This is a genomic window from Micromonospora sp. CPCC 205539 (genome assembly GCF_036906815.1).
Taxonomy (GTDB): Bacteria; Actinomycetota; Actinomycetes; order Mycobacteriales; family Micromonosporaceae; genus Micromonospora.
On sequence record NZ_JBAKHW010000001.1, the window covers coordinates 172,794 to 197,028 of the forward strand.

Below are 24,235 nucleotides of genomic sequence, written 5' to 3' on the forward strand. Positions count from 1 at the left end.
CCATGACGAAGAACAGCACCTCCTCGACCAGTTCACCGTGGACCGGCATGGTGCCGGTCGACGACACGGCCCTGGCCGTCACCGACACCGGTGGTCCCGGCATCCCCGTGGTCTACCTCAATGGCCAGTTCGCCACCCAGGGGTACTGGCGGCGGGTCATAACCGAACTGGGGACGGGATGGCGGCACATCACCTACGACGAGCGGGCCCGCGGCAAGTCGAAGCGCTCGTCGGACTACTCCTTCGAGGTCGCCGTCCGGGACGTCGATGCCGTACTCGCGGCCCGCGGCGTGGACCGTGCGGTGCTGGTGGGCTGGTCCTACGGGGCTGTCGTCGGGGCACACTGGGCCAACCGGAATCCGGCACGTGCCATGGGGGCGGTCCTGGTCGACGGCGCCTTCCCGTACGACTGGCTCGACGAGGCCATGGAGCAGCGGATCCGGAAGCTGTTCCGGCGGCTGGGCTGGTTCCTGCCGCTGCTGCGCCCGACCGGCCTGGCGCCACGGATGAGCGCCGAACAGCAGGCGGAGAGCAACATCGAGCTCGGCAAACTCTCCCGCGAGAGCGAGTTGGGCCCGGTGCTGGACGCCATCACCGTTCCGACGCGGTACGTCGTCGCCTCGGGGACGTCCTTCGGGAGCAAGGGTGAGGAGCAGGAGAAGATCCGTACGGGCCTCGACGGCGTGACCGCCCGCAACCCCAACATCCAGATCGCCGCGAAGGTCACGAGCAACCACGGCGCGATCCTCAAGAAGGACTTCGCGGCCGTCGCCGAGGCGGTGCGCGAGGTCGCCGCGATCGACCGCGGGGAGCGCTGAGGACAACCGGCCGCAGACGGTGACTAGTTTGCGAAACGGGCCAGGAAGGCCGCGTACACGGGTGCCCCCGGCAGGTTGTCGTGGATGGCGAACACCACCCGATCAAAACAATCGACCGTACGCAGCGCATCCGCGAAGGCCCCCGCCACCGTCGCGGGATCGTTGCGGAAAACTCCACACCCCCACGCGCCCAGCACGACCGTTCGATGCCCGTGCGCGGCGGCGACCTCCAGGACCCGCCGCGCACGCCGGACCAGCACCGTTGGCACCTCGTGGGTGGCCTCGGGCTGGTTACGGACGATCGCACCGAGGTTCGGCGCAGCGGCGGTGAGGAACGACGTGCGGTACGGCTGGTCGAGCAGCCGACCCTTGTCGTCGCGGAAGACCGGCACCCGCGGGGAGTAGATGACGCGGTCGCTGTAGCGCAGATCCCGCTGCGCCCGGTGGAACGCGTAGAACTCGGGTGCCGCGAGCAGGCAGGGGTACAACGCCGACGAGCGTGCGATGCTCTCCTCCTGCGCCTTGGCCCCGCCGAGGAACCCACCACCCGGGTTCTTGGCCGACGCGAACACCAGACACGCCGCATCGGGCCCGAGCCGGTGGGCCGCCTGCAGCGTCGACTCGTGCGTCACCTCGACGGCGCCGGCCCCGACCGCCGCGCCGCCCACCTCGAGCACCTCGTCCGGACCGTGGTGACGAGTGCCGGCGACCGCCGCGCGCACCGCCTCGTCGAGGACGACCTCGTCGCCGGCGTCGTTGTGGTACCGGCCGGACTCGGCGATCGCCACGGTCTGGCGGGCGATCTCACGAAGGCGGCCGCTCACCGGTAGGCCCGGCGCGCAGTGCGGTGACAGGGCTTCATCAGGCTAGGCTAACCTAAGTCGGAATCGACGCGCGATCCCGCTAAGGAGCGACATCATGTCCGTCAGCACCATGCCGGTCGAGGCCGGGCTGATCAAGCGTCCGATGTTCGCCGAGGTCGTCGCGAACCGGCCCCTCACTCCCCACCTGCGGCGCATCACCCTGACCGGCGAGGAGCTCGACCGGTTCGCCTACGAGGGCCCGGATCAACTGGCGCGGATCTTCCTCGCCCCCGCACCCGGCGCCGAGCTGCACCTGCCGCACTCCGAGCAGTGGTGGCCCGCCGTGCAGGCCATGCCCGACGAGGTGCGCCCGATCGTCCGCAACTACACGGTCCGACGCCTCGACGCCGCACGGCGCGAACTGGACATCGACTTCGTGCTCCACGGCGACGGCGGGCCGGCCTCCGCCTGGGCGTACACGGCCGCGCCCGGCGACCGGATCGGCGTGCTCAGTGACGGCGCCGAGTACGCCCCACCCGTCGACACCGACTGGCAGTTGCTCGTCGGTGACGAGACCGCCATGCCGGCGATCACCGCGGCTGTCGAGGCGCTGCCGCCGGACGCGCGGGCGATCGTGCTGCTCGAGGTGGGCTCCGCGGAACACGAGATCGAGGTGCGTACGCCGGTCGGCGTCACGCTCACCTGGCTGCACCGCGACGGCGCACCGGCGGGCGGCAGTGACGTGGTGATCCGTACGCTGCGCGAGCTGGCGCTGCCGGCCGGCACGCCGTACGCCTTCGTCGCGGGCGAGTCCACCATGGTCACGACCGTCCGCCGGCACCTCTGCACCGATCGCGGCATCGCCAAGGACCGCGTCTACTTCTGCGGCTACTGGAAGCACACCGCGCACTGAGACGGGGGACCGTCAGCCGACCCGCCGCCCGGGGGTGGGGCGGTTGTCGGTCTGCCACGCCGCGACGAGGTCCTCGCGGGCGCGGGCGACGCGGGAGCGGATCGTGCCGACGGGACACTGGCACACCTGCGCCGCCTCGGCGTAGGACAGGCCCAGCACCTGGGTGGCGACGAACGCCTCGCGGCGCTCCCGGGTCAGACCGGCGATCAGGTGCTGCAACGTCACGCCGTCCTCGGCGCTGCCGGTCACCGCTCCGGCCGCCTCGGCCGCTGCCTGCCAGTCCGGTGCGGACGCCAACCTCGGCCGGGTCACCGCCGACCGGACGTGGTCCACGGCCACGCGCCGGGCGATCGTGAACACCCAGGTGCGGGCCGACGAGCGGCCTGCGAAGCCGGGCAGGCTGCGCAGCGCCCGCAGGAACGTCTCCTGGGTCAGGTCGTCGGCCTCGCCCGGCCCGGCGAGGTGCGACAGGAACCGCCGGACCTGTCCCTGCAGGGCCCGGATGAACGCCGACGCGGCCTGTCGATCGCCCTGGCCGGCCTCCCGCGCCCACCGGGTCACCTGGTCGTCGTCCACGTCGCCGCTCAGCACCTGATCAGCGGCCCTGGCCGGCGCGCCGGTAGGCGAGCAGCCCGGCGACGAGACCCGCGAGACCGAGCGCGATTCCGGCGACCCCGTATCTCGTGCCGTCGCCGCCGCCCGCGCCCTCGTCGATCGACGCGACGGCGACCGGCTGGACGGACGCGACGGTGTCGGTCTCGGCGGCGAGCGCCAGCACCGGCGCCGGGTGGTCGGCCTCGGCGCCGGGTGCCGGCTCGTCGATCCACCGGACGACCTCGCCGTCGGAGTAGGTCTGCAGGGCCTTGAACACGACCTGGTCGGCCGCCGGGAGCGGGCCGAGGGAGACGTCGAACTCCTGGAACTGACCGGGTTTGATCGCGGCACCGGGCGTCGCGGTCCAGGTGATCCTGGTGACGGCCTCGGTGAGCTCCCCGTCGTCGGTCTTGATCGGGGTGGCCAATTTGGTCTTCTCGGTGGTGGCGCTCCAGCCGGCGACGGGCATGAGCGACACCGACGCGATCGGGGTCGCCGTGGGCAGGTTGATTTCGACCGTGGTGGTGTCGGCGGTGTCCTTCTCGTTGGGCACCCGGAACGCCACCTTCGTCCAGCCGCCCTGGGTGGCGGTGCCCGGATTGACGGTGACGTGCGCCGACGCCGAGCCGGCGACCGCCAGGGTGCAGGTCGCTACAGCCGCGGCGACGATGGCCGTACGGGCGAGCAGGAGACGCCTCATCGGGTCAGGTCCTCAATCTGGGGCTGCCGGTGACCGGGCGCCGCTGGTCAGCCGCGCACCCTGGTTGTCGTCGGCGGGTCCGGGAAAGTTCCCCGCCCTCCCCCGTTCGGCTGAATTCCCGGTTGCCCGAATCTCGGCGGAACCAGCACTGCCCACCAACCGACCACCAATTCCGACAACCCGCGCTTCGAGGTGATCGGAACCCGAATGACGACGATCGTTGAGACGCCCGAGACCGCTCCCGCCACGACACCGGCGGCCCGCTCCGGGTGGGGCGGCCTGCTGCTGCGGATCCACTTCTACGCCGGGATCCTGGTGGCCCCGTTCCTGGTCGTGGCGGCGCTGACCGGCCTGGCGTACACGGTCACCCCGCAGCTGGACCGGGTCATCTACACCGAGCAGCTCACGGTCGACAGGGTCGGCGACACGACACGTCCGCTGGCCGAGCAGATCGCCGCCGCCCGCGCCGCGCACCCGGGCGGCACTCTCGCCACCGTCGCCCCCGGGGAGGGTGCCGCGACCACCCGGGTCGTGTTCGACGTCGCCGACCCCGAGGACCGGCAGCACACCGTCTATGTCGACCCCTACACCGGCGAGGTACGGGGAACGCTGACGACGTGGTTCGGGTCGACGCCGGTCACGACGTGGCTGGACGACCTGCACCGCAACCTGCACCTCGGCGTCGTCGGCCGCTACTACTCGGAGATCGCCGCGAGCTGGCTGTGGGTCCTCGTACTCGGTGGGGTCGTGTTGTGGTGGCGCCGCCAGCGCCTCGGTGTCGGTCGGCTGCGGCGGCTCGTCGGCCCCGACCTGGCGGCCCGGCGCGGTGTCCGGCGGACCCGGGGCTGGCACGCGGCGACGGGCCTGTGGCTGGCCGTCGGGCTGCTGTTCCTCGCCGCCACCGGCCTGACCTGGTCCCGCCACGCTGGCGAGAACTTCGGCGCCGCCCTGGACGCTCTCAACTCCCGTACCCCCGAGGTGTCCACCGCCCTCCCCGGCGCCGCGGGGCCGACCGGACCGGCCGGCCACCACGGCGGCGGTGGCAGCGGGCCGGCCGCGACCATCGACCCCGCCGCCACCGACCAGGTCCTCGCCATCGCCCGCGGCGCGGGCCTGGAGGGTCCGGTCGAGATCACCCCCGCGGCCGACGCCCGGTCGGCGTGGACCGTCACCGAGGTCGACAACACCTGGCCGGTCCACAAGGACCGCGTCGCCGTCGACCCCGCCGCCGCCACGGTGACCGCCCGCAGTGACTTCGCGTCCTGGCCACTGCTGGCGCAGCTGAGCAGCCTCGGCGTCCAAGCCCACATGGGTCTGCTGTTCGGCCCGGTCAACCAGATCCTGCTCGCGGCCCTCGCCCTCGGGCTGCTCTGCGTCATCGTGTGGGGTTACCGGATGTGGTGGCAGCGCCGGCCCACCCGCACCGACCGGCGCCGCGCCCCGGTCGGCACCGCCCCGGCGCGAGGTGCCTGGCAGCTCCTGCCGGGCTGGGGCATCGCCGTCGGCGTACCCCTGGTCTTCGCCGTGGGGTGGGCGCTGCCGCTGTTCGGGCTGACCCTGCTGGCCTTCCTCGCCCTCGACCTGGCTACCGGTGTGTGGCGGGCCCGCGCCAGCCGACCCTAGAAGTCGTCGTCGAAGGCCACCGTGCCGCTGACCCCGACCTGGTACGCCGACACCCGCCGTTCGAAGAAGTTGGACAGCTCCTGCACGTCCTGCAGCTCCATGAAGGCGAACGGGTTGACCGACCCGTAGTGCGGCGCGATGCCGAGTTGGGCGAGGCGACGGTCGGCGACGTGCTGGAGGTACTCCCGCATGTCGCTCAGCGTCAGACCGGGTACGCCCTGACCGAGCAGGTCCTCGGCGAACTGAACCTCGCACTCGACGGCTTCGGTGAGCATCTGCCGGACCTCGCCGGCCAGGTCGTCGTCGAACAGGTCGGGCTCCTCGCGGCGCACGGTGTCGACGACGTCGAACGCGAAGGCCATGTGCATGGACTCGTCGCGGAACACCCAGTTGGTGCCGGAGGCCAGGCCGTGCAGCAGGCCACGGGAGCGCAGGAAGTAGACGTAGGCGAACGCGCCGTAGAAGAACAGCCCCTCGATGCAGGCGGCGAAGCAGATCAGGTTGAGCAGGAACGTCCGCCGATCGGCTCGCGTCCGCAGCTCGCGCAGGTCATGCAGGGAGTCGATCCAGCGGAAACAGAACTCGGCCTTACGGCGGATCGAGGGGATGTTCTCGATGGCGGCGAAGGCGGCGAACCGCTCGGTCTCGTCGGGCACGTACGTGTCGAGCAGGTTGAGATAGAACTGGACGTGCACCGCCTCCTCGAACAGCTGGCGGGACAGGTAGAGGCGGCCCTCGGGGCTGTTGACGTGCTGGTAGAGGTTGAGCACGAGGTTGTTGGCGACGATCGTGTCGCCGGTGGCGAAGAACGCCACCAGGCGGCTGACCAGGTGCCGTTCGGCCGGGGTGAGCTTGTCGAGGTCGGTCAGGTCGGTGTGCAGGTCGACCTCCTCGACGGTCCAGGTGTTGCGGATGGCGTCGCGGAACCGGTCGAAGAAGTGCGGGTAGCGCATCGGACGGAGGGTGAGGTCCATCCCGGGGTCGAGCAGCATGTGCGTGGTCCTCGTGTCGGTGGTGATGTCGGCGGCGGTCACTGGCAGGCCTCGCACGACTCGGGGTTCTCCAGCGAGCAGGCCAGCGCCTCGGCGTCGGTCGCCACCGGCGCGACAGCCGTCACGGTGGCCTGCTGGATCCTGGTGGCGGGACGCGACCGCAGGTAGTACGTGGTCTTCAGCCCGGCCTTCCAGGCGTACAGGTACATCGAGGAGAGCTTGCCGATGGTGGGCGAGGCCAGGAACAGGTTCAGCGACTGGGACTGGTCGATGAACGGGGCACGGGCGGCGGCCAGGTCGATCAGCGACCGCTGCGGCAGCTCCCACGCGGTCCGGAACAACTCCCGGACGGTGGCGGGCAGCTCGGCGATGTCCTGCACCGACCCCTCGGCGCGCTTGATCGCCGACCGGACCCGGTCGGTCCACAGGCCACGGGCCTTCAGCTCGCGGACGAGAGCGGTGTTGACCTGGAGGAACTCCCCCGACAGGGTCTCGCGCTTGAACAGGTTGGACACCTGCGGCTCGACGCACTCGTAACAGCCCGCGATCGAGGCGATGGTGGCGGTCGGGGCGACCGCGACCAGCAACGAGTTGCGCAGGCCGTGGGCGCCGACCCGCTCCCGCAGGGCAGCCCACCGCGCGGTCTGCGTGCCCTCGACACCCCACAGGTCGGGCTGCAACTGCCCCCGCGCCGCCCGGGTCTCCCCGTACGCCGGGTGCGCGCCGAAGCGCCGCGCCAGATCGGCGGAGGTCTCCAGGGCGGTCAGGTACAGCTCCTCGCTGACCCGGGTGGACAGCTCCCGGGCGGCCGGCGAGTCGAACGGCAGCCGCAGCGCGAAGAACGCGTCCTGCAGACCCATCAGCCCGAGCCCGACGGGCCGCCAGCGGGGGTTGCTCGCCGCGGCCTGCTCGGTCGGGTAGTAGTTGATGTCGATGACCCGGTCGAGGAACGTCACCGCGGTGCGGACCGTCGCCCGCAGCCGCTCCCAGTCCACACCGTCGTCGGTCAGGTGGGCGGCGAGGTTGACCGAACCGAGGTTGCAGACGGCGGTCTCGGCGTCGCTGGACACCTCGATGATCTCGGTGCACAGGTTGGAGAGGTGCACCACGTTGCCCGGCTCGGCGGTCTGGTTGCAGAGCCGGTTGGCGGCGTCCTTGAAGGTCATCCACCCGTTGCCGGTCTGGGCCAGGGTGCGCATCATCTTCCCGTACAGCTCTCGCGCCGGGACCTGCCGCACGTAACGGCCCTGCGCCTCGGCCGCCCGGTACGCGGCGTCGAACCGCTCGCCCCACAGGTCGGGCAGCTCCGGCACCTCGTGCGGGTCGAACAGCGACCACACCTCGTCGGCCTCGACCCGGCGCATGAACTCGTCCGGGATCCAGTTGGCCAGGTTGAGGTTGTGGGTGCGCCGGGCGTCCTCGCCGGTGTTGTCCCGCAGTTGCAGGAACTCCTCGATGTCCGGGTGCCACGGCTCCAGGTAGACGCAGGCCGCGCCCTTGCGTCGACCGCCCTGGTTGACGGCGGCGACGCTCGCGTCCAGCGTGCGCAGCCACGGCACGATCCCGTTGGACTGCCCGTTCGTGCCGCGGATCAACGACCCCCGGGACCGGACCCGGGAGTACGCGATGCCGATGCCGCCGGCGAACTTGGAGAGGTTCGCCACCTGCGCGTACCGCTGGTAGATCGAGTCCAACTCGTCGCGCGGGGAGTCGACCAGATAGCAGGACGACATCTGGGTGTGCCGGGTGCCGGAGTTGAACAGCGTCGGTGAGCTGGGCAGGTAGGCCAGACTGGACATCAACCGATAGAAGCCGACCGCCTCCTCCGGTGTCTGGGACAGCCCGCAGGCCACCCGCAGCAGCCAGTACTGCGGGGTCTCCAGCACCAACCGGCTGCTCGGGTGGCGCAGCAGGTACCGGTCGTACACCGTGCGCAGACCGAAGTACTCGAAGCGCCGGTCGCCGCCGGTGTCGACGGCGTCGTCGAGCATTCGGGCGTGCGCGGCGACGAACGCGGCGGTGTCGTCGGAGATCAGGCCCTCGGCATGGCCGATCCGGATCCCCGCGCTGAACGAGGTGATCCCCTGCCGGCGGACCTCCTTCTCGACGTAGCCGGCCAGCAGCCGAGCGGCCAGGCGGGAGTACTGCGGCTCCTCGCCGATCATCTCGGCCGCGGTCTGGATGGACAGCCGGTCGAGCTCGGCTGTCGTCGCGCCGTCGTACAGGCCGCTGATCGTCCGGGTCGCCACCCGCAGCGGGTCGACGTCGGTCAGGTCGTCGGTCCACCGCTCGACCGCCCGGACGATCTTGTTCACATCCACCGGCTCGGTAGCGCCGTCACGCTTGCGGACGTGCATCTGGGTCCGCCGCCGGACCGGCTGCTCGGCAGCCGTGTCGCCGCTGGCAGGGACTACCTGGGTGACTGTCACCACTCACTCCTCGCGAGTTCGAGACCTGATGGCTTCGGACACGAGGGGGCGGACACCGGCGGACGCCACGGCGACGGGCCGTGGGTCAGATGGCGTCGGCCGTCCCACGCGGCCTCGGACCGCCGCCCACCCGGGTGCGGGTGTACGGCGCGCTGGCAGGTCTTCGGACTCGCGGGCAGGACCGGACTCGCCGGTCTCCTACTGGCCGTCGCTTCCCAGACCGTGTGGTGGTCCAGTGCTGATGACGGCGGTCGTTCCCACTCACCGCTGCGGGGCAGTCCCGGATTTTCACCAGGTTCCCTCTTGCCTCGACAACTCTGGATGAGCGGTCGAACCAGCTGCGTTCGACACCATATATAGGGACGCTGCCGTTGTCACACCCCACATGTCGTTTCCGGGCGTGTCTTCGGTCGCAGCAGTGACGGCCATGGTTGACCGACCGCATCGACATCGATACGGTCGACGCACAATCTGCGGCGACGCGAGGGAAGCCGGTGAGAGTCCGGCGCGGTCGCGCCACTGTGAGCGGTTCCCCTTCTCGACCGGGGGCCGCGAGCCAGGACACTCGGTTGTCCGCAGCCTTGCGATGGGGACGCGTCATCCCCGAGGAGGTTGTGTCCATGTCGAGTTCCACTTCCAGCCAGCCGCTGGTGCACCCCGCCAACTCCGCCCGCCTGCTGTGGGCGGTGCTGGCCACCGTCGCCGCGCTCGCCCTGCTGACCTATCTCGTCGCCTTCGACCAGGGGGCGGTGTCGCAAAGTGGGACGTACCTGCACGAGCTGATGCACGATGGTCGGCACCTGCTCGGTGTTCCGTGCCACTGACCGCCACCAGCACCGCACCACCCTCGTTCGTCGCCGTTCTTCTCCGCGGGCTGCTCGCCGGCCTGGTCGCCGGCCTGCTCGCGGGGACGTTCGCCTACGTCGTCGGTGAACCACACGTCGACGCGGCCATCGCCATCGAGGAGGCCGCGTCGCACGCCGAGGCCACCGACGGCGGGCACGACCACGAGGACGCGCTGGTCAGCAGGGACGGTCAGCGCGGCGGCCTGTTCCTGGCCACCGGCCTGTTCGGCGCGGCGATGGGCGGCCTGCTGGCCACCGCGTACGTCCTGTTGAGCCGCCGGCGGCGCGTCTACGACGACGGACGGTCGGGCCTGTTGCTGGCCGGGGCTGCGCTGCTCGGTGCGGTGATCGTGCCGTTCCTCAAGTATCCGGCGAACCCACCGGCCGTCGGTGACCCGGCCACCATCAACCAGCGCACCGGCTGCTACCTGCTGATGGTGGTGCTCGGCCTGGTGGCGGTCTGGTCCGGCTCGCTCGGCTACCGGTCGGTCGGCGACGGCGCCCCCAGCTGGCTGCGCGCCACCGCGACGGCCGGCGGCTTCCTGCTCGTCACCACGGTGTCCTACGTGGTCCTGCCGTCGTTCCAGGAGGTCCCAGCCGACTTCCCCGCGACCCTGTTGTGGGACTTCCGGCTGGCCTCGCTCGGCACCCAGGTGGTGCTCTGGACCGGCATCGGCCTGCTGTTCGCCGCCCTGCTGCACCACGAGCAGCGGCGCCGGCGCGTTCGCGGCAGCGCCGACAACGCGGGAACGAACGTCGGCGTACCCGTCGGCTCGTGACCGCCACCAGCCTGCGGCTGGTCGCCCACGCGCACACCGCCGCCATCCGGGGGGCGCGGTTCGGCGGCGGGAGCGACAGCCTGGACGAGGGCGGCCTCCGGGCCGCCCTCGCCCTGTCCCCCGCCGGCGCCGACCGGCGAGGCCCCCTGCGCAGCACCGACGTCTGCCTCTCCAGCCCGGCCACGGCGGCCACCCAGACCGCGCACGCCCTCGGCCTGACACCGGTCCTGGAATCCGCGCTGGCCGACTGCGACCACGGCGACTGGACCGGACGCTCGCTGGCGGAGGTCGGTCTCGAGCAGGCCGATGCGCTAAGGGCCTGGCTGTCCACATCGGACGCCGCGCCACCTCGAGGCGAATCGGTCCTGGAGTTGCGGGACCGGGTCGGCCGCTGGCTGGACGGGCAGCGCGGACGCGGCCAACGGGTCACCGCCGTCACCCATCCGATCGTGATCCGGGTCGCGGTCGTGCACGCCCTCGACCTGCCGCTGGCAACGTTCCGGCAGCTCGACGTCGGGCCGCTGGCAATGGTCCAGCTCACCAGCAACGGCGCTCGGTGGCAGCTACGGCTCTAGTGCTGGGCGGTGTCAGTCCCACTGGTTCTGGTTGAGGAACCGGGCGAAGCCCCGCCACGAGTTCGCGCCCATCACCCCGTCGATCGGGCCGGTGTAGCCCCAGCCCGACGCGAGTCGCTGCACGGCCTTCCACGTGTTCGTCCCCGGCACACCGTCGATCGGGCCGGTGTAGCCGTAGCCGCGCATGGCCCGTTGCAGGGCGGAGTAGGTCGCCGCACCGGGAACGCCGTCGATCGGGCCGGTGTAGCCGGAGGTGATCCGCAGCCAGTTCTGCATCCGCTGGTAGAAGATGGTGCCCGGGATGCCGTCCTGCTCGGTCGAGGACTTGGGCAGGCCACCGCCGCCGCCCGGGTGCTCGCTGATGTAGGTCAGCGGATTGATGCGGACACCGCTCGGGTTGATCATGTGCCAGTGCAGGTGCGGGCCGGTGGAGCTGCCGGAACCGGGGGCACCGACCGCGCCACCCGACCGACCCACGATGCCACCGGCGCCGACCGCGGCACCGTTCGACAGCAGGAACTGGGACAGGTGCAGGTACTGGCTGCGATACCCGTCCGCGTGGTAGATCGTGACGGTGTGGCCGCCCGTACCGTTGTTCGGGATGTTCTGGATCGTGCCGGCACCGCACGCCGGCAGGTTGGTGCCGACACCCATCCCGAAGTCGATGCCGCCCAACGAGCCGCTGTTGAGATGGTCCTGCCAGGTCCCGGTGATCCGGTAGCCGGCAAACGGGTTGTAGATCGAGGGCGCGGCGTGGGCTGTCCCGGGCAGGCCCACGACACCACCGACGGCGAGTGCGCCGGTGGTCAGGGCGGTGCCGCGCAGCAGCGTACGACGGCTGAGCCCGACCTGTGGCTGTTCCCCTTCGCCGCCGCAGCAGCCCGACGGGTGTTCGTGGTTCATGCTCGGTCCTCCGTACGGTCGTAGATGACCATGGGCGAGCAGAGGGTAGCCCTAGAGGTTCGTCGATATCAATGCGTGGGTGCCCAGTGACGGTTGCGCGACTACGCGGGTCGCCGATTCGTGAGTCACCGGTCAGGCGCGCAGCGCGGCGAGCCGGTCGCGGAGAGGCTCCGCGTCGGGGTGCGTCAGCTCGTCGAGGATGGCCAGCGCCTCCCGCCACGTACGGCTGGCGGCGGCCAGGTCGCCGGCCGTACGGTGCAGCTCACCGAGTCGGGTCAGCGTCCGGGTCTCGAAGTAGCGGCTGCCGACCTCGCGGTAACGCGCGAGGGCCTGCTCGTACAGCGCGACGGCCCGCTCGTGGTGACCGAGGTGGTGGTGGATGAAGCCGAGGCTGTCCAGGACGACGGCCTCGCTGTGGGCGTCGCCGACCTCTCGGTGCAGGTCGAGCGCCTGCTGACAGTACGCGAGAGCCTCGTCGTAGCGGTGCAGGTGGGCGAGCCACCAGCCGATGTTGTTGAGCGCGTTCCCCTGCCCGGTGCGCTGGTCCGTCTGACGCCACAGGGCCAGGCCCTGTTCCGCGTGGTGCAGGCCCTTCTCGGGGTGTCCCAGCCGCCCGTGCACCCAGACCAGAGCCATGTGGGTGTCCGCCTGATACGTCGAGTCGCCCAGCTCTCGGAATCGGTCGAGAGCGTACTCCAGATGGGACTGCGCGTCTTCGTCGCGGCCCAGCGCGGCGATCGCGACGGCGAGACTGCGGTGCAGGTGAGCCCTTCCGGCCGGGTCGGTGCTGCGGCTCACCGCCCTCGACACGGTGTGCTGCGCGGCCGCCAGACCGTGCCAGAGCCCGTACCGGTGGAAGAAGGTGGTCAGGATCCGGGCGAGCTGCCAGGTGTGCGTGTCGAAGCCGTGCTCGACCGCGTGGTTGATCGCCGCGAGCAGCACCTGATGTTCGGTGTCGAACCAGGCTACGGCCTGCCGCAGGTCGCGCAGTTCGGACACGGCGACGCCGAGCCGAGGTGCGGACAGGGTCACCAGGTGGCGGCCCGGGTAGAGCAGGCGGTTGGCGAGGTCCGCGGTGTGCAGGTAGTGGTCGAACAGCCGGTGCAGGGCGTCGGATCGGTCCCTCCCGGTCTCCTGTTTCCGCACCAGTTCGACGGCGTACGCCCGCAGCAGGTCATGGAAGCTGTAGCGCCCCGGGTCCTGCTCGAAGAGCAGGTGGGCACCGGTGAGCGCGGCCAGCATCGGGCGGACCCGGTGCACCGGCACACCGACCAGGCTGGCTGCGGCGGGAGCGGCGAGGTGCGGTCCGGGGTGCAGACCCAGCAGCCGGAACAACCGGGCGGCGTCCGGGTTCAGGGTGCGGTACGACCAGGACAGCACTGCCCGCAGGCTGCTGACCTCGTCCTCGCCGTCGAACGCGTCCAGGCCACCTCGGGTCGCGCACAGCTCATCCGCGATCGCGGAGAGCGGGAAGCCGGGGTTGGCGGCAGCACGGGCAGCCACAATGGACAGCGCGAGGGGTAGCCGGGTGCAGAGGGCGACGATCTCGGCGACCGCGTCCGGCTCGGCGGCCACCCGGTCCGCTCCGACCCGACTGATCAGCAGCTCGACGGCCTGTGGCACGGTGAGCAGCTCGACGTGCACCGGGTGGGCGCCCTCGGTCACCACCAGGCTGGTGAGGCGGTTGCGGCTGCTGACCACGGCCAGGCAACCCGGTGCGGCCGGCAGCAGCGGCCGGACCTGGTCGGCGTCCTGCGCGTTGTCGAGCACGACCAGCATCCGGCGGTCGGCGAGCAGGCTGCGGTAGAGGTTGGTCAGCGCGGGCAGGTTCGCCGGGATCCGGTGCGTCGGCACCTGCAACGCCTCCAGGAAGGCGCGCAGCACCTCCGCCGCGCTCGTCGATTCCCCATCGGCGTCGAAACCGTGCAGGTTCACGTACAACTGCCCGTCCGGGAACGCACCGCGGGCCCGGTGGGCCCAGTGCAGCGCGAGTGAGGTCTTGCCGACGCCCGCGGTGCCGGTGATCGTCACGATCGCTGCGGGCTGCCGACGGTCGCCCTGCTCGGTCGGGAGCAACGCGTCGAGCCGGGACAGGTAGGCCGTCCGACCGACGAAGGCCGCCACCCCGGCGGGTAGCTGCGCCGGAACCACGGTCAAGGGCGGCGGCGTGCTGTCTGGCCCAGGTCGAGCGGGACTCCGTTGTGGAACCACGGTGACCGCGGCGAGCGTCGGGCTGTCCGCGATCATCGCCGCTTCCAGGCGGCGCAGCGACGGCCCGGGTTCCAACCCGAGTTCGGCGACGAGCAGCCGGCGGGCGTGCCGATAGGTCGCCAGGGCGTCCGCGCGGCGTCCGCTGCGGTAGAGCGCCAGCATGAGCTGGCCGCGCAGCCGCTCCTGCAGTCCATGGTCGACGACGAGGTCGGCCAGTTCCGGCACCAGTTCGGTGTGCCGGCCGGCCGCGAGGTCGGCGTCGATCCGGTCCAGCAGGGCGGTGAACCGGGACTCCTCCAGACCATTGCAGAGCCGCAGCCGTTCGGGCCCGGTCGCGGCATCGGCCAGGGCCGGCCCTCGCCACAGGGCGAGCGCGCCGGCGAGGTGGGCCGAGCGCAGACGCGGGTCACCGATGGTGCGGGCCGTGTCGACCATCGTCTGGAAACGGTGCAGGTCCACCGACTCGGGCGGCACCCGCAGCCGGTAGCCCGCTCCGTTCGCCACCAGGAGCGCCGGCCCGTCGGGGTCCTGCCCGGCCGCCAGCCGCACCGCCGCGCGTACGCGGGACATCAACGTCTGCAGGGTCGCCTTGGCCGCGGCGGGTGGCGCCTGCCCCCAGAGCACGTCGACGAGTCGGTCACCGCTGACCACGCGCCCCGGGTCGAGCAGCAACACCGCCAGGGCCAGTCGTTCCTGGCGTCGCCGGAGCCGGACCGGCTCGCCGTCGTCGGTGTCCATCTCCACCGCGCCGAGCAGCCGAAACCTCACGGCGCGGATCCTATTGCAATAGATGTGGCGGCTGCTGCGGTGGGCGGCCGGGTGGCAAGCAGATGGCAAGCGGATGGCAAGGGAGGGCTGCCAGGGTCCGCAAGATCCGAAAACTACGCCCAGCGCGCCCCGTTGTCGGGCGGGCGGGAAAGGAACGCCTTGTCACAGTCGCCGTCGTCGTACCACCCGTACGGCCAATCCTCCTCCGGCCAGGTGCCCGAGCCTCCCCCGGTCGTGGCACCGATTGATCCACGCTTCCGGCTCGGACGCAAGCGTCGACTGCTCGGGATGCTCTTCATTGCGCTCGGGGTGCTGCCGCTGCTGGCCGCCGGGGGTCTGACCTTCGCGTCGGTGCGGAACCACGGAATCCAGATCGGCAACGACGCGTTCGCACCGGTCGCCTGGCACAACCTGCGCAGCGACGAGGTCTTTCCCGACTTCCTGCGGGACACGTCAATGGTCGAGAAGCAGCCGCAGGGGTGGTCCCGGCAGGGTATCGCCGAGGAGAGCGACTGCCCGACGGCGCTGACGAAGGAACTCGCCCAGATCGCGGTCGCGCAGGGTTGCACGACCGCGTTGCGAGCCACCTACGTGGACGTCGGCGGTGAGATGGCCGCGACCATCGCGCTCTGCGTGGTCGGCTCGTACGAGCAGGCAGGGGCGGTCGTGCGGCAGTTCGGCCTCGGGTCGGCGCCGAAGCCCATGGTGTACCCGGTGGCGGTGCCGGGGACGGCGGCCGCGGAGTGGACCGGGAAGCTGGTGTACGCCGGCGGGACGCAGCAGGTGGGCCTGCCAACCAACTCACCGCCGTACTTCGTGGCCATCACGGTCGGCCCCTTGGACGCCCGCCGCCAGTACGGCCGGCTGCCCGACGAGTGGCAGCTCTACGGTCGCAGCGAGCGAACGACCTACCAGAGCGTTGCCGGCGACCTTCTCGGTGCCTTCGCGCGTTCCTTCGACCAGGCGGCAGGGTCCTGATGAACGGCTTCTATCGAGTGACAGCGTCCGCCGTGGCCGTCGGTGCGGTCCTCCTCCTCGCTGCGGCACCGGCCCAGGCGGCCGACAAGGGCTGGGAGTTGAGCGCGCTGTCGGTGCCGGCCGCGCACAAGATCAGCCGTGGCGCCGGGGTGACCGTCGCGGTGATCGACAGCGGTGTCCGCACCGCGCACCCCGTCCTGGCCGGCCGGGCCGCCGAGGGGCCGGACTTCCTGCACGAGACCGATCAGCAGGAGTCGTGGTACGGCGACCACGGGACGTCGATGGCCTCCAGCGTGTTGGACGTCGCGCCGGAGGCGAAGGTGCTGGGCCTGCGGGCGGTCCGCGACCGCACGGATCCCGACTTCGTGTCCTGGGAGCAGGCGCTGGCGAAGCCGAGGCCCCAGGACGCGCGGGCGTTGGCCGATGCCATCCGGTACGCGGCGGACGCCGGGGTCCGGGTCATCTCGCTCTCACTGGGCTCGGAGAGCCCCTTCGCCGCCTACGACACGCGTGAGGCGCAGGCCGTCCAGTACGCGTTGTCCAAGGGGATCGTGGTGATCGCCGCCGCCGGCAACGACGGCGACGGGGACAACCTGGTCAGCTATCCGGCCGCGTACCCCGGGGTGATCGCCGTGGCCGCGAGCACGCCGTCGAAGGAGCGGGCAAGGTTCTCGACCGTGCACTCGTACGTCGACGTCGCCGCACCCGGGGTGTCGATCTGGGGCGCGACGATCGCCTCGAAGGGGCGCGCATCCACGCAGGGCACCTCATCGGCGGGCGCCCTGACCGCGGGCGTCGCCGCGCTGATCGTGGCCAGGTATCCGAAGCTGTCGGCACGGCAGGTCGCGGCGGTGCTCGAGCGCACCGCTGGGCATCCGGACCGGCACGATCCCCGAACGGGGTACGGGGTCATCGACGCCGCGAAGGCGTTGCGGGCCGCGGCGCCGGTGGCACCCGAGCCGTACGTCCTGCCGGTGGGCGCGCAGGGCGCCGGCGGGCACTTCGGGCCGGGTGACGATGGCACGCCGCGGCGCGTCGGCCAGCCGCTGGACGTGATTCTGCTGGTGGTGGCCGGCGTCCTCGGGTTGATCGCGGTGACGATGATCGTGGGCGGGTGGCGCCTCGTGGTCGGCGGCCGCCGTGCCGCGGCGACCTCCACCACGGACAGTTAGCGGTCGGGCTGGAGCGGGCCGCGCTCCGGACCGGGGTGCCGGCGGTTCGGAGCGGCGGCCATGGGAGCGCGCGTGGTCGAGCAGTCGATCGATGCGGCGGCACCGCTCGCTCCGGCCCCCCGGATGCGGAACGATCGGTGCCGGAACTGGGACCGGTACGCCGACGCGCTGAGCCCGTAGTGGGCCTTGAACCGTCGGGCGAAGTAGTTCTGGTCCGGCCAGCCGACCGACTCGCCGATCCGGTGGATCGGATCGTCGGTGTGCAGTAGCCGGGCCGCGGCGACCTCGACGCGGTGCCGGGACAGGTAGGCCATCGGCGGCAGCCCGGTCGCGTTCTTGAACAGCCGGATCAGGTACCCGGGTGCGAGGTGCAGGGCGGCCGCCAGTTCGGTGAGATTCCACTGGTGTTCCGGGCGAGCCTCCATCATCCGCATCGCGTTCAACACGGCCGCGTGCGTCTGACCCTGGCCGGGTGCGGTCTGCTGGACGACGGCCCGGGCCAGGCTGCTGAGGAACAGCGCGAGCCGGCCGACGATGTCGCCGTGATGGGTGCTGACCGGCCGGTGTCGCAGCGCCTCCAACTCGTCGAGGTGGCCGGTGCACTCGGCGAGCGCCTCCGGGTCGAGGTGCGCGGTCAGGATCCCGCGCCGCTGCTGGGCGTACGGGCCGGACCAGAGCAGGTAGCCTAGCAGCGGATCCTCCCGGGTCCAGCCCAGCTCGTTCTGCAGCAACTCGGTGGCGAAGCAGCAGTTGTACATGTCCAGTCGGCGGCAGTCCTCGTAGCCGTGCCACACCCCGGGCCGTAGCAGCACCACGTCACCCACGCTGAGCTGCTGCCGGCCGGCGAGGCTGTGGTGCACCCCGGCGCCGCCGCACATTACCGCGACCTCGACGAAGCTGTGCGTGTGTGCCAGATGGACGCCCTCGTGCAGGTAGTGGCCGGCGAAGGCGACCACGCCGTCGGCGAAGTGGAACAGTTCCCGAGTGTTCTCGACCGGCAGCTCGAGCATCGGCTCACCCTAGGGCCGAAGTGAATTTCGTGCTAGCACGTGTGCACGTCGGGCTATGGCCTGACCTGCGCCGGCCGCAGGATCGGGGGGACAGGCGAAACCTTCTGGCCACCACTCGGTAACAAGAGTCCCGGCCTGTGTTCACCCCCGCCTTTGAATCGTTTCACGAACAGGAGTGTCATGCCCCGCGCCGCCGCACCCACCGGCCTCCGCTTCGAGCACGGCCCTGCCTTCGGCATCGGTGTCCCCAACCCGCGCGTCTCCTGGCAGGTGCCCGACGCCGACCCGGACTTCGAACAGTCGGCCTACCAGGTCGAGGTCGACGGGGAGGTGGTGACCGCCGAGTCGTCCGAGCAGATCCTGGTGCCCTGGCCGGCGGCCCCGCTGGTGTCCCGGCAGCGCGGCACCGTACGGGTGCGCGTACGCGGTGACGAGTGGAGTCCGTGGAGCGGCCCGGCGGTGGTCGAGGCGGGACTGCTCGCCCCCGAGGACTGGACGGCCCGCTTCGTCAGCCCACGCGACATCGGCGGCTACGGCGACCCGGCCCCGCTGCTCGGCGGCACGATCGACCTACCGGCCGACGCGGCCCGCGCCCGCCTCTACACCACCGCGCACGGGATCTACGTCGCGTACCTCAACGGCCGGCGGGTCGGCACCGAACAACTCGCGCCCGGCTGGACGGCGTACCGGCACCGACTGCGCTACCAGGCGCACGACGTGAGCGACCTGCTGGTGGCCGGCGAGAACCGGCTGGAGATCCTGCTCGGCAACGGGTGGCACCGCGGGCGGCTGGGCTTCCAGGGGCAGCACGCGGTGTACGGCGACCGGCTGGCTGCGCTCGCCCAGCTCGAGGTGACGACCGCCGACGGGACGAGCCACGTCCTCGCCACCGACGGCTCCTGGACCGCCCGGGAGAGCGGGATCGTCGCCGACGACCTCTACGACGGGCAACGCACCGACCTGCGCCGCTCCCCCGGGGCGCAGACCCCGGTCGACGTGCTCGACGCCGACCTGGGCCTGCTGGTCGCGCCGGACGGGCCGCCGGTGCGGGTGACCGACGTCCTGCCCGCCGTGGCCGTGACGACCTCGCCGTCGGGCCGGACCCTGGTGGACTTCGGGCAGAACCTGGTCGGCCGGGTCCGACTGCGGGTCCGGGGCGCCACGGCGGGCGACGAGGTGGTGGTCCGCCACGCCGAGGTGCTGGAGGACGGCGAGCTGGGCGTACGCCCGCTGCGCACGGCAAAGGCCACCGACGCGTACGTGCTGGCCGGACCGGACGACGTGACGCTGGAGCCGGAGCTGACCTTCCACGGCTTCCGGTACGCGGAGGTCACCGGCGTACCGGACCTGCGGGCCGAGGATCTCGAGGCCGTGGTGCTCGGCTCCGACCTGCGCCGGACCGGCTGGTTCGAGTCCTCGCATCCGCTGCTCGACCAGTTCCACGAGAACGTCGTCTGGGGCATGCGGGGCAACTTCGTCGACGTGCCGACCGACTGCCCGCAGCGCGACGAACGACTCGGCTGGACCGGCGACATCCAGGTCTTCTCGCCGACCGCGAGCTTCCTGTTCGACAGCGCAGGTCTGCTCACCGGCTGGCTCGCCGACCTCGCCGCGGAGCAGCAGAAGGACGGGTCCGTGCCGTACGTCATCCCGGACGTGCTCCGCCAGCCCGGACCGGCGACCGCCGCCTGGGGGGACGCCGCCACCGTCGTCCCGTGGGTGCTCTACCAACGGTTCGGCGACCGGGGTCTGCTCCACCGCCAGCTGCCCAGCATGCGAGCCTGGGTGGACCGGATGGCCGCCCTCGCCGGCGACGATCTGCTCTGGTCGGGTGGCTTCCAGTTCGGCGACTGGCTCGACCCGGCGGCACCGCCCGAGGACCCGTTCCGGGCCAAGGCCGACCCGGATGTCATCGCCACCGCGCACCTGGCCCGTTCGGCGGAGATCGTCGCCCGGGCCGCCGAGGTGGTCGGCGAGGACGAGCTCGCACGGGAGTACGCCGACCTCGCCGAGCGCGTCCGCGCGGCGTTCGCCCGGGAGTACACGACCCCGGGCGGGCGGGTGCTCGGCGACGCGGCCACCACGTACGCCCTCGCCCTGCAGTGGGCGTTGCTGCCCGAGGCGGAGCAGCGACGACGGGCCGGGCAGCGACTGGCCGACCTGGTCCGCGTCGCGGGCTTCCGGATCAGCACCGGCTTCGTCGGTACGCCGCTGATGACCGACGCGCTCACCGACGCCGGCGAACCCGACCTGGCGTACCGACTGCTGCTGCAGACCGGCTGCCCGTCCTGGCTCTACCCGGTGACGATGGGCGCCACCACGGTCTGGGAGCGCTGGGACAGCATGCTGCCCGACGGGACGATCAACCCCGGCGAGATGACCTCGTTCAACCACTACGCGCTGGGCGCGGTCGCCGACTGGCTGCATCGGCGGGTCGCCGGACTGGCACCGGCCGAGCCGGCCTACCGGCGCATCGAGGTCCGACCGCTGCCGAACGCCCGACTCACCCGCGCCGCCGCCCGGCACGACACCCCGTACGGCCAGGCCTCGGTGGCCTGGGAGAGAGCTGACGGCCGGCTGCGCCTGGAGGTCCGGGTGCCGGTCGGTGCCACGGCCGTCGTGCACGTGCCGGGCGGCGACGCACCCATCGAGGTACGCCACGGGCGACACGTGTGGACGGTGGACGACGCGTACGCCCAGGAGGCCCAACTCCCCGCCGAGCCCACCATCCGGCAGCTGATGGACCACCAGCCCACCTGGGACTCGATCGTGGCCGCCGGCCGGAACGCGGGCGTCGTGGCCGACGAGGCAGACTTCGCCGCCCGCCTCGAACGGTACCTGGACGCACCGGCGAGCCAGCTCGTCGACGCTGCCACCGCCGGTGGTTTCGTCCCGGGCGCCGAAGCGCTACGCGCCCAACTCCCCGCCCTCTGATGATCCCCCCGACACAAGGAGTTTCCCGATGCGAAAACTGTCGATAGCCCCGGCCGCCCTGGCCACCGCCGTGCTCCTGCTCGCTGGCTGCAGCGCCGGCAGCCTGGGCTCCAGCGACGATTCCGACGGCAAGGTCGCCCTGTCGTTCCTGGTCGACAACACACCGCAGACGGTCAAGACCGGCGAGCAGTTGGCCAAGGACTTCGCCGCCAAGAACCCGGGCATCACGGTCAAGGTGGAGATCCGACCGGCGGGCACCGACGGCGACAACATCGTCAAGACGCGGCTCTCCACCGGCGACATGACCGACGTGTTCATGTACAACACCGGCTCGCTGTTCCAGGCGATCGCGCCGCAGAAGAACCTGGTCCCGCTCAGTGACCAGCCGTACATCGGTCAGCTGGACCAGAACTTCGTCACGACGGTGACCTCCGCCGACAAGGTCTACGGCGCGCCGTGGGGCGGCTTCATGGGCGGCGGTGTGCTCTACAACCGACCCGTCTACAGCAAGCTCAACCTCCAGGTGCCGAAGACCTGGAACGAGTTCATGGCGAACAACGCCAAGATCAGAGCAGCCGGCACCGACCCGGTGATCCAGACCTATCAGGAGACCTGGACCTCGCAGCTCCTCATCCTCGCCGACTTCCACAACGTCTCGGCGGCCGAGCCGGACTTCGCCGAAAAGTACACGAAGAACCAGGTCAAGTACGCCACCTCGCCGGCCGCCCGGCAGGGCTTCGAGCACCTTCAGGCGATCCACGACGCCGGTTACCTCAACAAGGACTTCGCCTCGGCGAAGCTGACCGACGGCCTGCGTCAGCTCGCGCAGGGCACGGGCGCGCAGTACCCGAACCTGTCGTCGTCGCTCGCCCAACTGCTCGCCGACAACCCGGGCAAGGAGAACGACATCGGCCTGTTCGCCATCCCGGGCACCGACGCCGCCAAGAACGGCCTGACCGTGTGGTCGCCGGCCGGGGTCTACATCCCGACCACCACCACCGGCGCGAAGCTGGACGCGGCCAAGAAGTTCGTGGCGTTCATCGCCAGTCCCGACGGCTGCGCCTCGCAGACCACCGCCTCCACCCCGACCGGACCGTACGCGGTCAAGGGCTGCACGCTGCCGGCCACCGTGCCGCAGGCGGTCAAGGACATGCAGACCTACATCGACGGCGGAAAGTCCAGCCTGGCGCTCGAATTCCTGTCCCCGGTCAAGGGCCCGGCGCTCGAGCAGATCTGCGTCGAGGTGGGCTCCGGCATCCGCAAGGCCGGCCCCGCCGCCGCCCTCTACGACGAGGACGTCAAGAAGCAGGCCCAGCAGCTCGGCCTCGAAGGCTGGTAGGCGCAGTGGCCACGACCTCGGTCCGCGCCCCGGCCCGCAAGGGCACGGCCCCGGCGGCAACCGCCGCCGGGCGCCGGGCCCCCAGCCCGTACTCGAACTGGTTCTACCTTCCGGCCGCACTGATCTACGGCGTTCTCTTCGCCCTCCCGACCGTTACGTCGTTCTACTTCAGCCTCACCCGGTGGAGCATCTTCGACTCGCGGTTCATCGGCCTGGACAACTACGTGACGTTCTTCCGCGAGCCGGCGCTGCTCTCGGGCCTCACCCACACGTTGATCTACGCGGTGGTCACCTCGGGGCTCAAGGTCGTACTCGGCCTGCTCCTGGCCGTGCTGCTGACCTCGCAGATCGTCGCCCGCGGCTACCTGCGGTCGGTGGTCTTCTTTCCGGTGCTGGTCAGCACCATCGGTGTCGGCCTCACCTTCACCGTGCTGATGAACCCCGAGCGGGGCCTCATCAACCAGGCGTTGAGCGTGCTCGGCGTCGACGGGCCCGGCTGGCTGACCGACCCCCGGTACGCGCTGCTCTCGGTCGCGCTGGTCGACGTCTGGAAGGGAGTCGGCCTGGCCACCCTCATCTACATCGCCGGCATCGTGTCCATCCCGCAGGAATATTTCGAGGCCGCCAAGGTCGACGGCGCGAGCGCGTGGGACACCTTCCGGCGGATCGTGCTCCCGTTGGCCCGACCCGCGACGGCGACCGTGATCCTGCTGTCGCTGATCGGCGGGCTGCGCTCGTTCGACCTGATCTGGGCGATGACCCGTGGAGGGCCGGGCTTCACCACCGACGTCATCGCCTCGGTCATCTACAAGCAGTACCAGGCCGGGTTCTACGGCCTGTCGACCGCCGGCAACGTGGTGCTGTTCCTCGTGGTGACCGCGATCGTGTTGCCGCTGTCGCGCTTCCTCAACCGCAAGGAGGTCGAACTGTGAGCGCCGCGCCCGCCGTCCGGCGCAAGCCCCGGAAGAACCACGCGCTGAGCATCATCGCGATCCTGCTGTCCACGGTCGTCTTCGTCGTGCCGTTCGCATTCGTCGTGCTCACCGCGGTCAAGGATCAGCAACAGGCCTCGCTGCTCGACTTCTCCTGGCCGCGCGACTTCCAGGTCGTACAGAACTTCATCGACGTGGTCGAGGCCCGCGACTACATGCTGATCATCGCGTTCATCAACAGCACCATCCTCACGGTGTGCAGCGTGGCCGGGATGGTCATCCTCGCCGCCATGGTCGCCTTCGTGCTGCAACGCAGGCGGAGCCGGTGGAACGGCCTCGTCACCATGCTGGTGCTGTCCGGCCTGATCATCCCGCCCGCGGTGGTGCCGACGATCTGGGTGCTGCAGAAGCTCGGCCTGTTCCGCACCATGCCCGGGCTGATCCTCGTCGAGATCGCCTTCGGCCTGTCGTTCTGCGTGCTGCTGTTCCGGGCGTTCATCGCGACGATCCCGCGTGAACTCGACGAAGCCGCGATCATCGACGGCGCCGGGCCGCTGCGCCTGTTCTTCCGGGTGATCCTCCCGTTACTCAAGCCGGTCGTCGTGACGGCCGTCGTGGTCCAGTCGGTCTTCGTGTTCAACGACTTCACGTACCCGCTGTACTTCCTGCCCGGTGACCAGAACGCGACCGTGCAGCTCACGCTGTTCAACTTCTCCAGTCAGTTCAGCACCCAGTACAACCTGCTCTTCATGAACATCCTGCTCATCACCGTCCCACCGCTGATCATGTTCCTGTTCTTCAACCGCCAGATCGTGGCGGGCATGACCTCCGGCGCCGTCAAGGGCTGACCCGGTGGGCGCCTCGCGTCCTGAGGCGCCCACCCGCCCCGCCACCGTCGCCAACTGGTCGGGCAACAC

General features: G+C 71.1%; 20 protein-coding genes and 2 riboswitches. Of the genes, 12 read left to right on the forward strand and 8 right to left on the reverse strand.

Translation table 11 applies throughout. The features are described 5' to 3' along the window. The first annotated feature begins 2 nt into the window (after positions 1-2). On the forward strand, positions 3-818 hold the full coding sequence (locus V6V47_RS00780; protein WP_334625944.1) for an alpha/beta fold hydrolase: 816 nt from the start codon (positions 3-5) through the stop codon (positions 816-818). Between the two features lie 23 nt (positions 819-841). Here V6V47_RS00780 and V6V47_RS00785 read toward each other — a convergent pair whose 3' ends face one another. After that, positions 842-1,642 carry a TIGR02452 family protein gene (locus V6V47_RS00785; protein ID WP_334625945.1) on the reverse strand — a complete coding sequence of 267 codons (801 nt, stop codon included), beginning with the start codon at positions 1,640-1,642 and terminating at the stop codon, positions 842-844. 94 nt (positions 1,643-1,736) lie between these two features. On the opposite strand from V6V47_RS00785, the gene V6V47_RS00790 reads away from it, so the two are divergent. Next, positions 1,737-2,534: a siderophore-interacting protein gene (locus tag V6V47_RS00790; RefSeq protein ID WP_334625946.1), complete on the forward strand. Its 798-nt coding sequence runs from the start codon at positions 1,737-1,739 to the stop codon at positions 2,532-2,534. A gap of 12 nt (positions 2,535-2,546) precedes the next feature. Here V6V47_RS00790 and V6V47_RS00795 read toward each other — a convergent pair whose 3' ends face one another. Next, positions 2,547-3,122, reverse strand: coding sequence for a sigma-70 family RNA polymerase sigma factor (locus V6V47_RS00795; RefSeq protein ID WP_334626229.1), 576 nt, complete (start codon positions 3,120-3,122; stop codon positions 2,547-2,549). Positions 3,123-3,129: 7 nt separating this feature from the next. Beyond that, on the reverse strand, positions 3,130-3,828 hold the full coding sequence (locus V6V47_RS00800) for a YcnI family protein (RefSeq protein ID WP_334625947.1): 699 nt from the start codon (positions 3,826-3,828) through the stop codon (positions 3,130-3,132). Positions 3,829-4,035: 207 nt separating this feature from the next. On the opposite strand from V6V47_RS00800, the gene V6V47_RS00805 reads away from it, so the two are divergent. Continuing rightward, positions 4,036-5,451, forward strand: a complete 1,416-nt coding sequence (locus V6V47_RS00805) for a PepSY-associated TM helix domain-containing protein (protein ID WP_334625948.1) — start codon at positions 4,036-4,038, stop codon at positions 5,449-5,451. Here V6V47_RS00805 and V6V47_RS00810 read toward each other — a convergent pair. Continuing rightward, the gene (locus V6V47_RS00810) at positions 5,448-6,443 is read right to left on the reverse strand and encodes a ribonucleotide-diphosphate reductase subunit beta (protein ID WP_334626230.1); all 996 of its coding nucleotides are present in this window, start codon (positions 6,441-6,443) and stop codon (positions 5,448-5,450) included. The two genes, V6V47_RS00805 and V6V47_RS00810, sit on opposite strands and share 4 nt — an antisense overlap. Before the next feature lie 38 nt (positions 6,444-6,481). Further along, on the reverse strand, positions 6,482-8,872 hold the full coding sequence (locus V6V47_RS00815) for a ribonucleoside-diphosphate reductase subunit alpha (protein WP_442934171.1): 2,391 nt from the start codon (positions 8,870-8,872) through the stop codon (positions 6,482-6,484). Positions 8,873-9,009: 137 nt separating this feature from the next. After that, positions 9,010-9,226, reverse strand: a riboswitch (cobalamin riboswitch). 96 nt (positions 9,227-9,322) lie between these two features. Then, a riboswitch (cobalamin riboswitch) is annotated at positions 9,323-9,460 on the forward strand. 32 nt (positions 9,461-9,492) lie between these two features. On the opposite strand from V6V47_RS00815, the gene V6V47_RS00820 reads away from it, so the two are divergent. The 3 genes from V6V47_RS00820 to V6V47_RS00830 are packed head-to-tail and all read left to right on the forward strand — an operon-like array spanning position 9,493 to position 11,071. After that, positions 9,493-9,696 (forward strand): CbtB domain-containing protein, encoded by a 204-nt coding sequence (locus tag V6V47_RS00820; RefSeq protein WP_334625950.1) that lies wholly within the window; start codon positions 9,493-9,495, stop codon positions 9,694-9,696. Further along, positions 9,687-10,496 carry a CbtA family protein gene (locus V6V47_RS00825; protein ID WP_334625951.1) on the forward strand — a complete coding sequence of 270 codons (810 nt, stop codon included), beginning with the start codon at positions 9,687-9,689 and terminating at the stop codon, positions 10,494-10,496. Before V6V47_RS00820 ends, V6V47_RS00825 begins: the two co-directional genes overlap by 10 nt. Then, positions 10,493-11,071: a histidine phosphatase family protein gene (locus tag V6V47_RS00830; protein ID WP_334625952.1), complete on the forward strand. Its 579-nt coding sequence runs from the start codon at positions 10,493-10,495 to the stop codon at positions 11,069-11,071. Before V6V47_RS00825 ends, V6V47_RS00830 begins: the two co-directional genes overlap by 4 nt. 12 nt (positions 11,072-11,083) lie before the next feature. Here V6V47_RS00830 and V6V47_RS00835 read toward each other — a convergent pair whose 3' ends face one another. Both V6V47_RS00835 and V6V47_RS00840 read right to left on the reverse strand, forming a co-directional pair. After that, the gene (locus tag V6V47_RS00835; RefSeq protein ID WP_334625953.1) at positions 11,084-11,974 is read right to left on the reverse strand and encodes a peptidoglycan DD-metalloendopeptidase family protein; all 891 of its coding nucleotides are present in this window, start codon (positions 11,972-11,974) and stop codon (positions 11,084-11,086) included. A gap of 132 nt (positions 11,975-12,106) precedes the next feature. After that, the gene (locus V6V47_RS00840) at positions 12,107-14,953 is read right to left on the reverse strand and encodes an AfsR/SARP family transcriptional regulator (protein WP_334625954.1); all 2,847 of its coding nucleotides are present in this window, start codon (positions 14,951-14,953) and stop codon (positions 12,107-12,109) included. A 288-nt stretch (positions 14,954-15,241) separates the two neighbouring features. Between V6V47_RS00840 and V6V47_RS00845 the strand changes: the two genes are divergently transcribed. Both V6V47_RS00845 and V6V47_RS00850 read left to right on the forward strand, forming a co-directional pair. Further along, positions 15,242-15,931: a hypothetical protein gene (locus V6V47_RS00845; protein ID WP_334625955.1), complete on the forward strand. Its 690-nt coding sequence runs from the start codon at positions 15,242-15,244 to the stop codon at positions 15,929-15,931. 17 nt (positions 15,932-15,948) lie between these two features. Then, complete coding sequence (locus V6V47_RS00850; RefSeq protein ID WP_334625956.1) at positions 15,949-17,103, forward strand: S8 family serine peptidase; 1,155 nt, start codon at positions 15,949-15,951, stop codon at positions 17,101-17,103. On the opposite strand, the gene V6V47_RS00855 is transcribed toward V6V47_RS00850, so the two are convergent. Further along, a complete protein-coding gene (locus tag V6V47_RS00855) occupies positions 17,100-18,113 on the reverse strand; it encodes an AraC family transcriptional regulator (protein WP_334625957.1) in 1,014 nt (337 codons plus the stop codon). The genes V6V47_RS00850 and V6V47_RS00855 overlap by 4 nt on opposite strands. Positions 18,114-18,293: 180 nt before the next feature. On the opposite strand from V6V47_RS00855, the gene V6V47_RS00860 reads away from it, so the two are divergent. The 4 genes from V6V47_RS00860 to V6V47_RS00875 are packed head-to-tail and all read left to right on the forward strand — an operon-like array spanning position 18,294 to position 24,166. Then, positions 18,294-21,047 carry a family 78 glycoside hydrolase catalytic domain gene (locus V6V47_RS00860; protein WP_334625958.1) on the forward strand — a complete coding sequence of 918 codons (2,754 nt, stop codon included), beginning with the start codon at positions 18,294-18,296 and terminating at the stop codon, positions 21,045-21,047. 28 nt (positions 21,048-21,075) lie between these two features. Continuing rightward, complete coding sequence (locus tag V6V47_RS00865) at positions 21,076-22,386, forward strand: ABC transporter substrate-binding protein (protein WP_334625959.1); 1,311 nt, start codon at positions 21,076-21,078, stop codon at positions 22,384-22,386. A 5-nt stretch (positions 22,387-22,391) separates the two neighbouring features. Beyond that, positions 22,392-23,318, forward strand: a complete 927-nt coding sequence (locus V6V47_RS00870; RefSeq protein ID WP_334625960.1) for a carbohydrate ABC transporter permease — start codon at positions 22,392-22,394, stop codon at positions 23,316-23,318. After that, positions 23,315-24,166: a carbohydrate ABC transporter permease gene (locus tag V6V47_RS00875; protein ID WP_334625961.1), complete on the forward strand. Its 852-nt coding sequence runs from the start codon at positions 23,315-23,317 to the stop codon at positions 24,164-24,166. The genes V6V47_RS00870 and V6V47_RS00875 overlap by 4 nt, the downstream gene beginning before the upstream one ends. Positions 24,167-24,235: the final 69 nt, after the last annotated feature.

Bases quoted from the DNA above. Each gene is read 5' to 3' on its own strand.
- V6V47_RS00865 (WP_334625959.1), top strand. From the start codon at position 21,076: ATGCGAAAACTGTCGATAGCCCCGGCCGCCCTGGCCACCGCCGTGCTC.
- V6V47_RS00780 (WP_334625944.1), top strand. From the start codon at position 3: ATGACGAAGAACAGCACCTCCTCGACCAGTTCACCGTGGACCGGCATG.
- V6V47_RS00845 (WP_334625955.1), top strand. From the start codon at position 15,242: ATGCTCTTCATTGCGCTCGGGGTGCTGCCGCTGCTGGCCGCCGGGGGT.
- V6V47_RS00860 (WP_334625958.1), top strand. From the start codon at position 18,294: ATGCCCCGCGCCGCCGCACCCACCGGCCTCCGCTTCGAGCACGGCCCT.
- V6V47_RS00855 (WP_334625957.1), bottom strand. From the start codon at position 18,113: ATGCTCGAGCTGCCGGTCGAGAACACTCGGGAACTGTTCCACTTCGCC.
- V6V47_RS00790 (WP_334625946.1), top strand. From the start codon at position 1,737: ATGTCCGTCAGCACCATGCCGGTCGAGGCCGGGCTGATCAAGCGTCCG.
- V6V47_RS00810 (WP_334626230.1), bottom strand. From the start codon at position 6,443: ATGCTGCTCGACCCCGGGATGGACCTCACCCTCCGTCCGATGCGCTAC.
- V6V47_RS00835 (WP_334625953.1), bottom strand. From the start codon at position 11,974: ATGAACCACGAACACCCGTCGGGCTGCTGCGGCGGCGAAGGGGAACAG.
- V6V47_RS00800 (WP_334625947.1), bottom strand. From the start codon at position 3,828: ATGAGGCGTCTCCTGCTCGCCCGTACGGCCATCGTCGCCGCGGCTGTA.
- V6V47_RS00805 (WP_334625948.1), top strand. From the start codon at position 4,036: ATGACGACGATCGTTGAGACGCCCGAGACCGCTCCCGCCACGACACCG.
- V6V47_RS00820 (WP_334625950.1), top strand. From the start codon at position 9,493: ATGTCGAGTTCCACTTCCAGCCAGCCGCTGGTGCACCCCGCCAACTCC.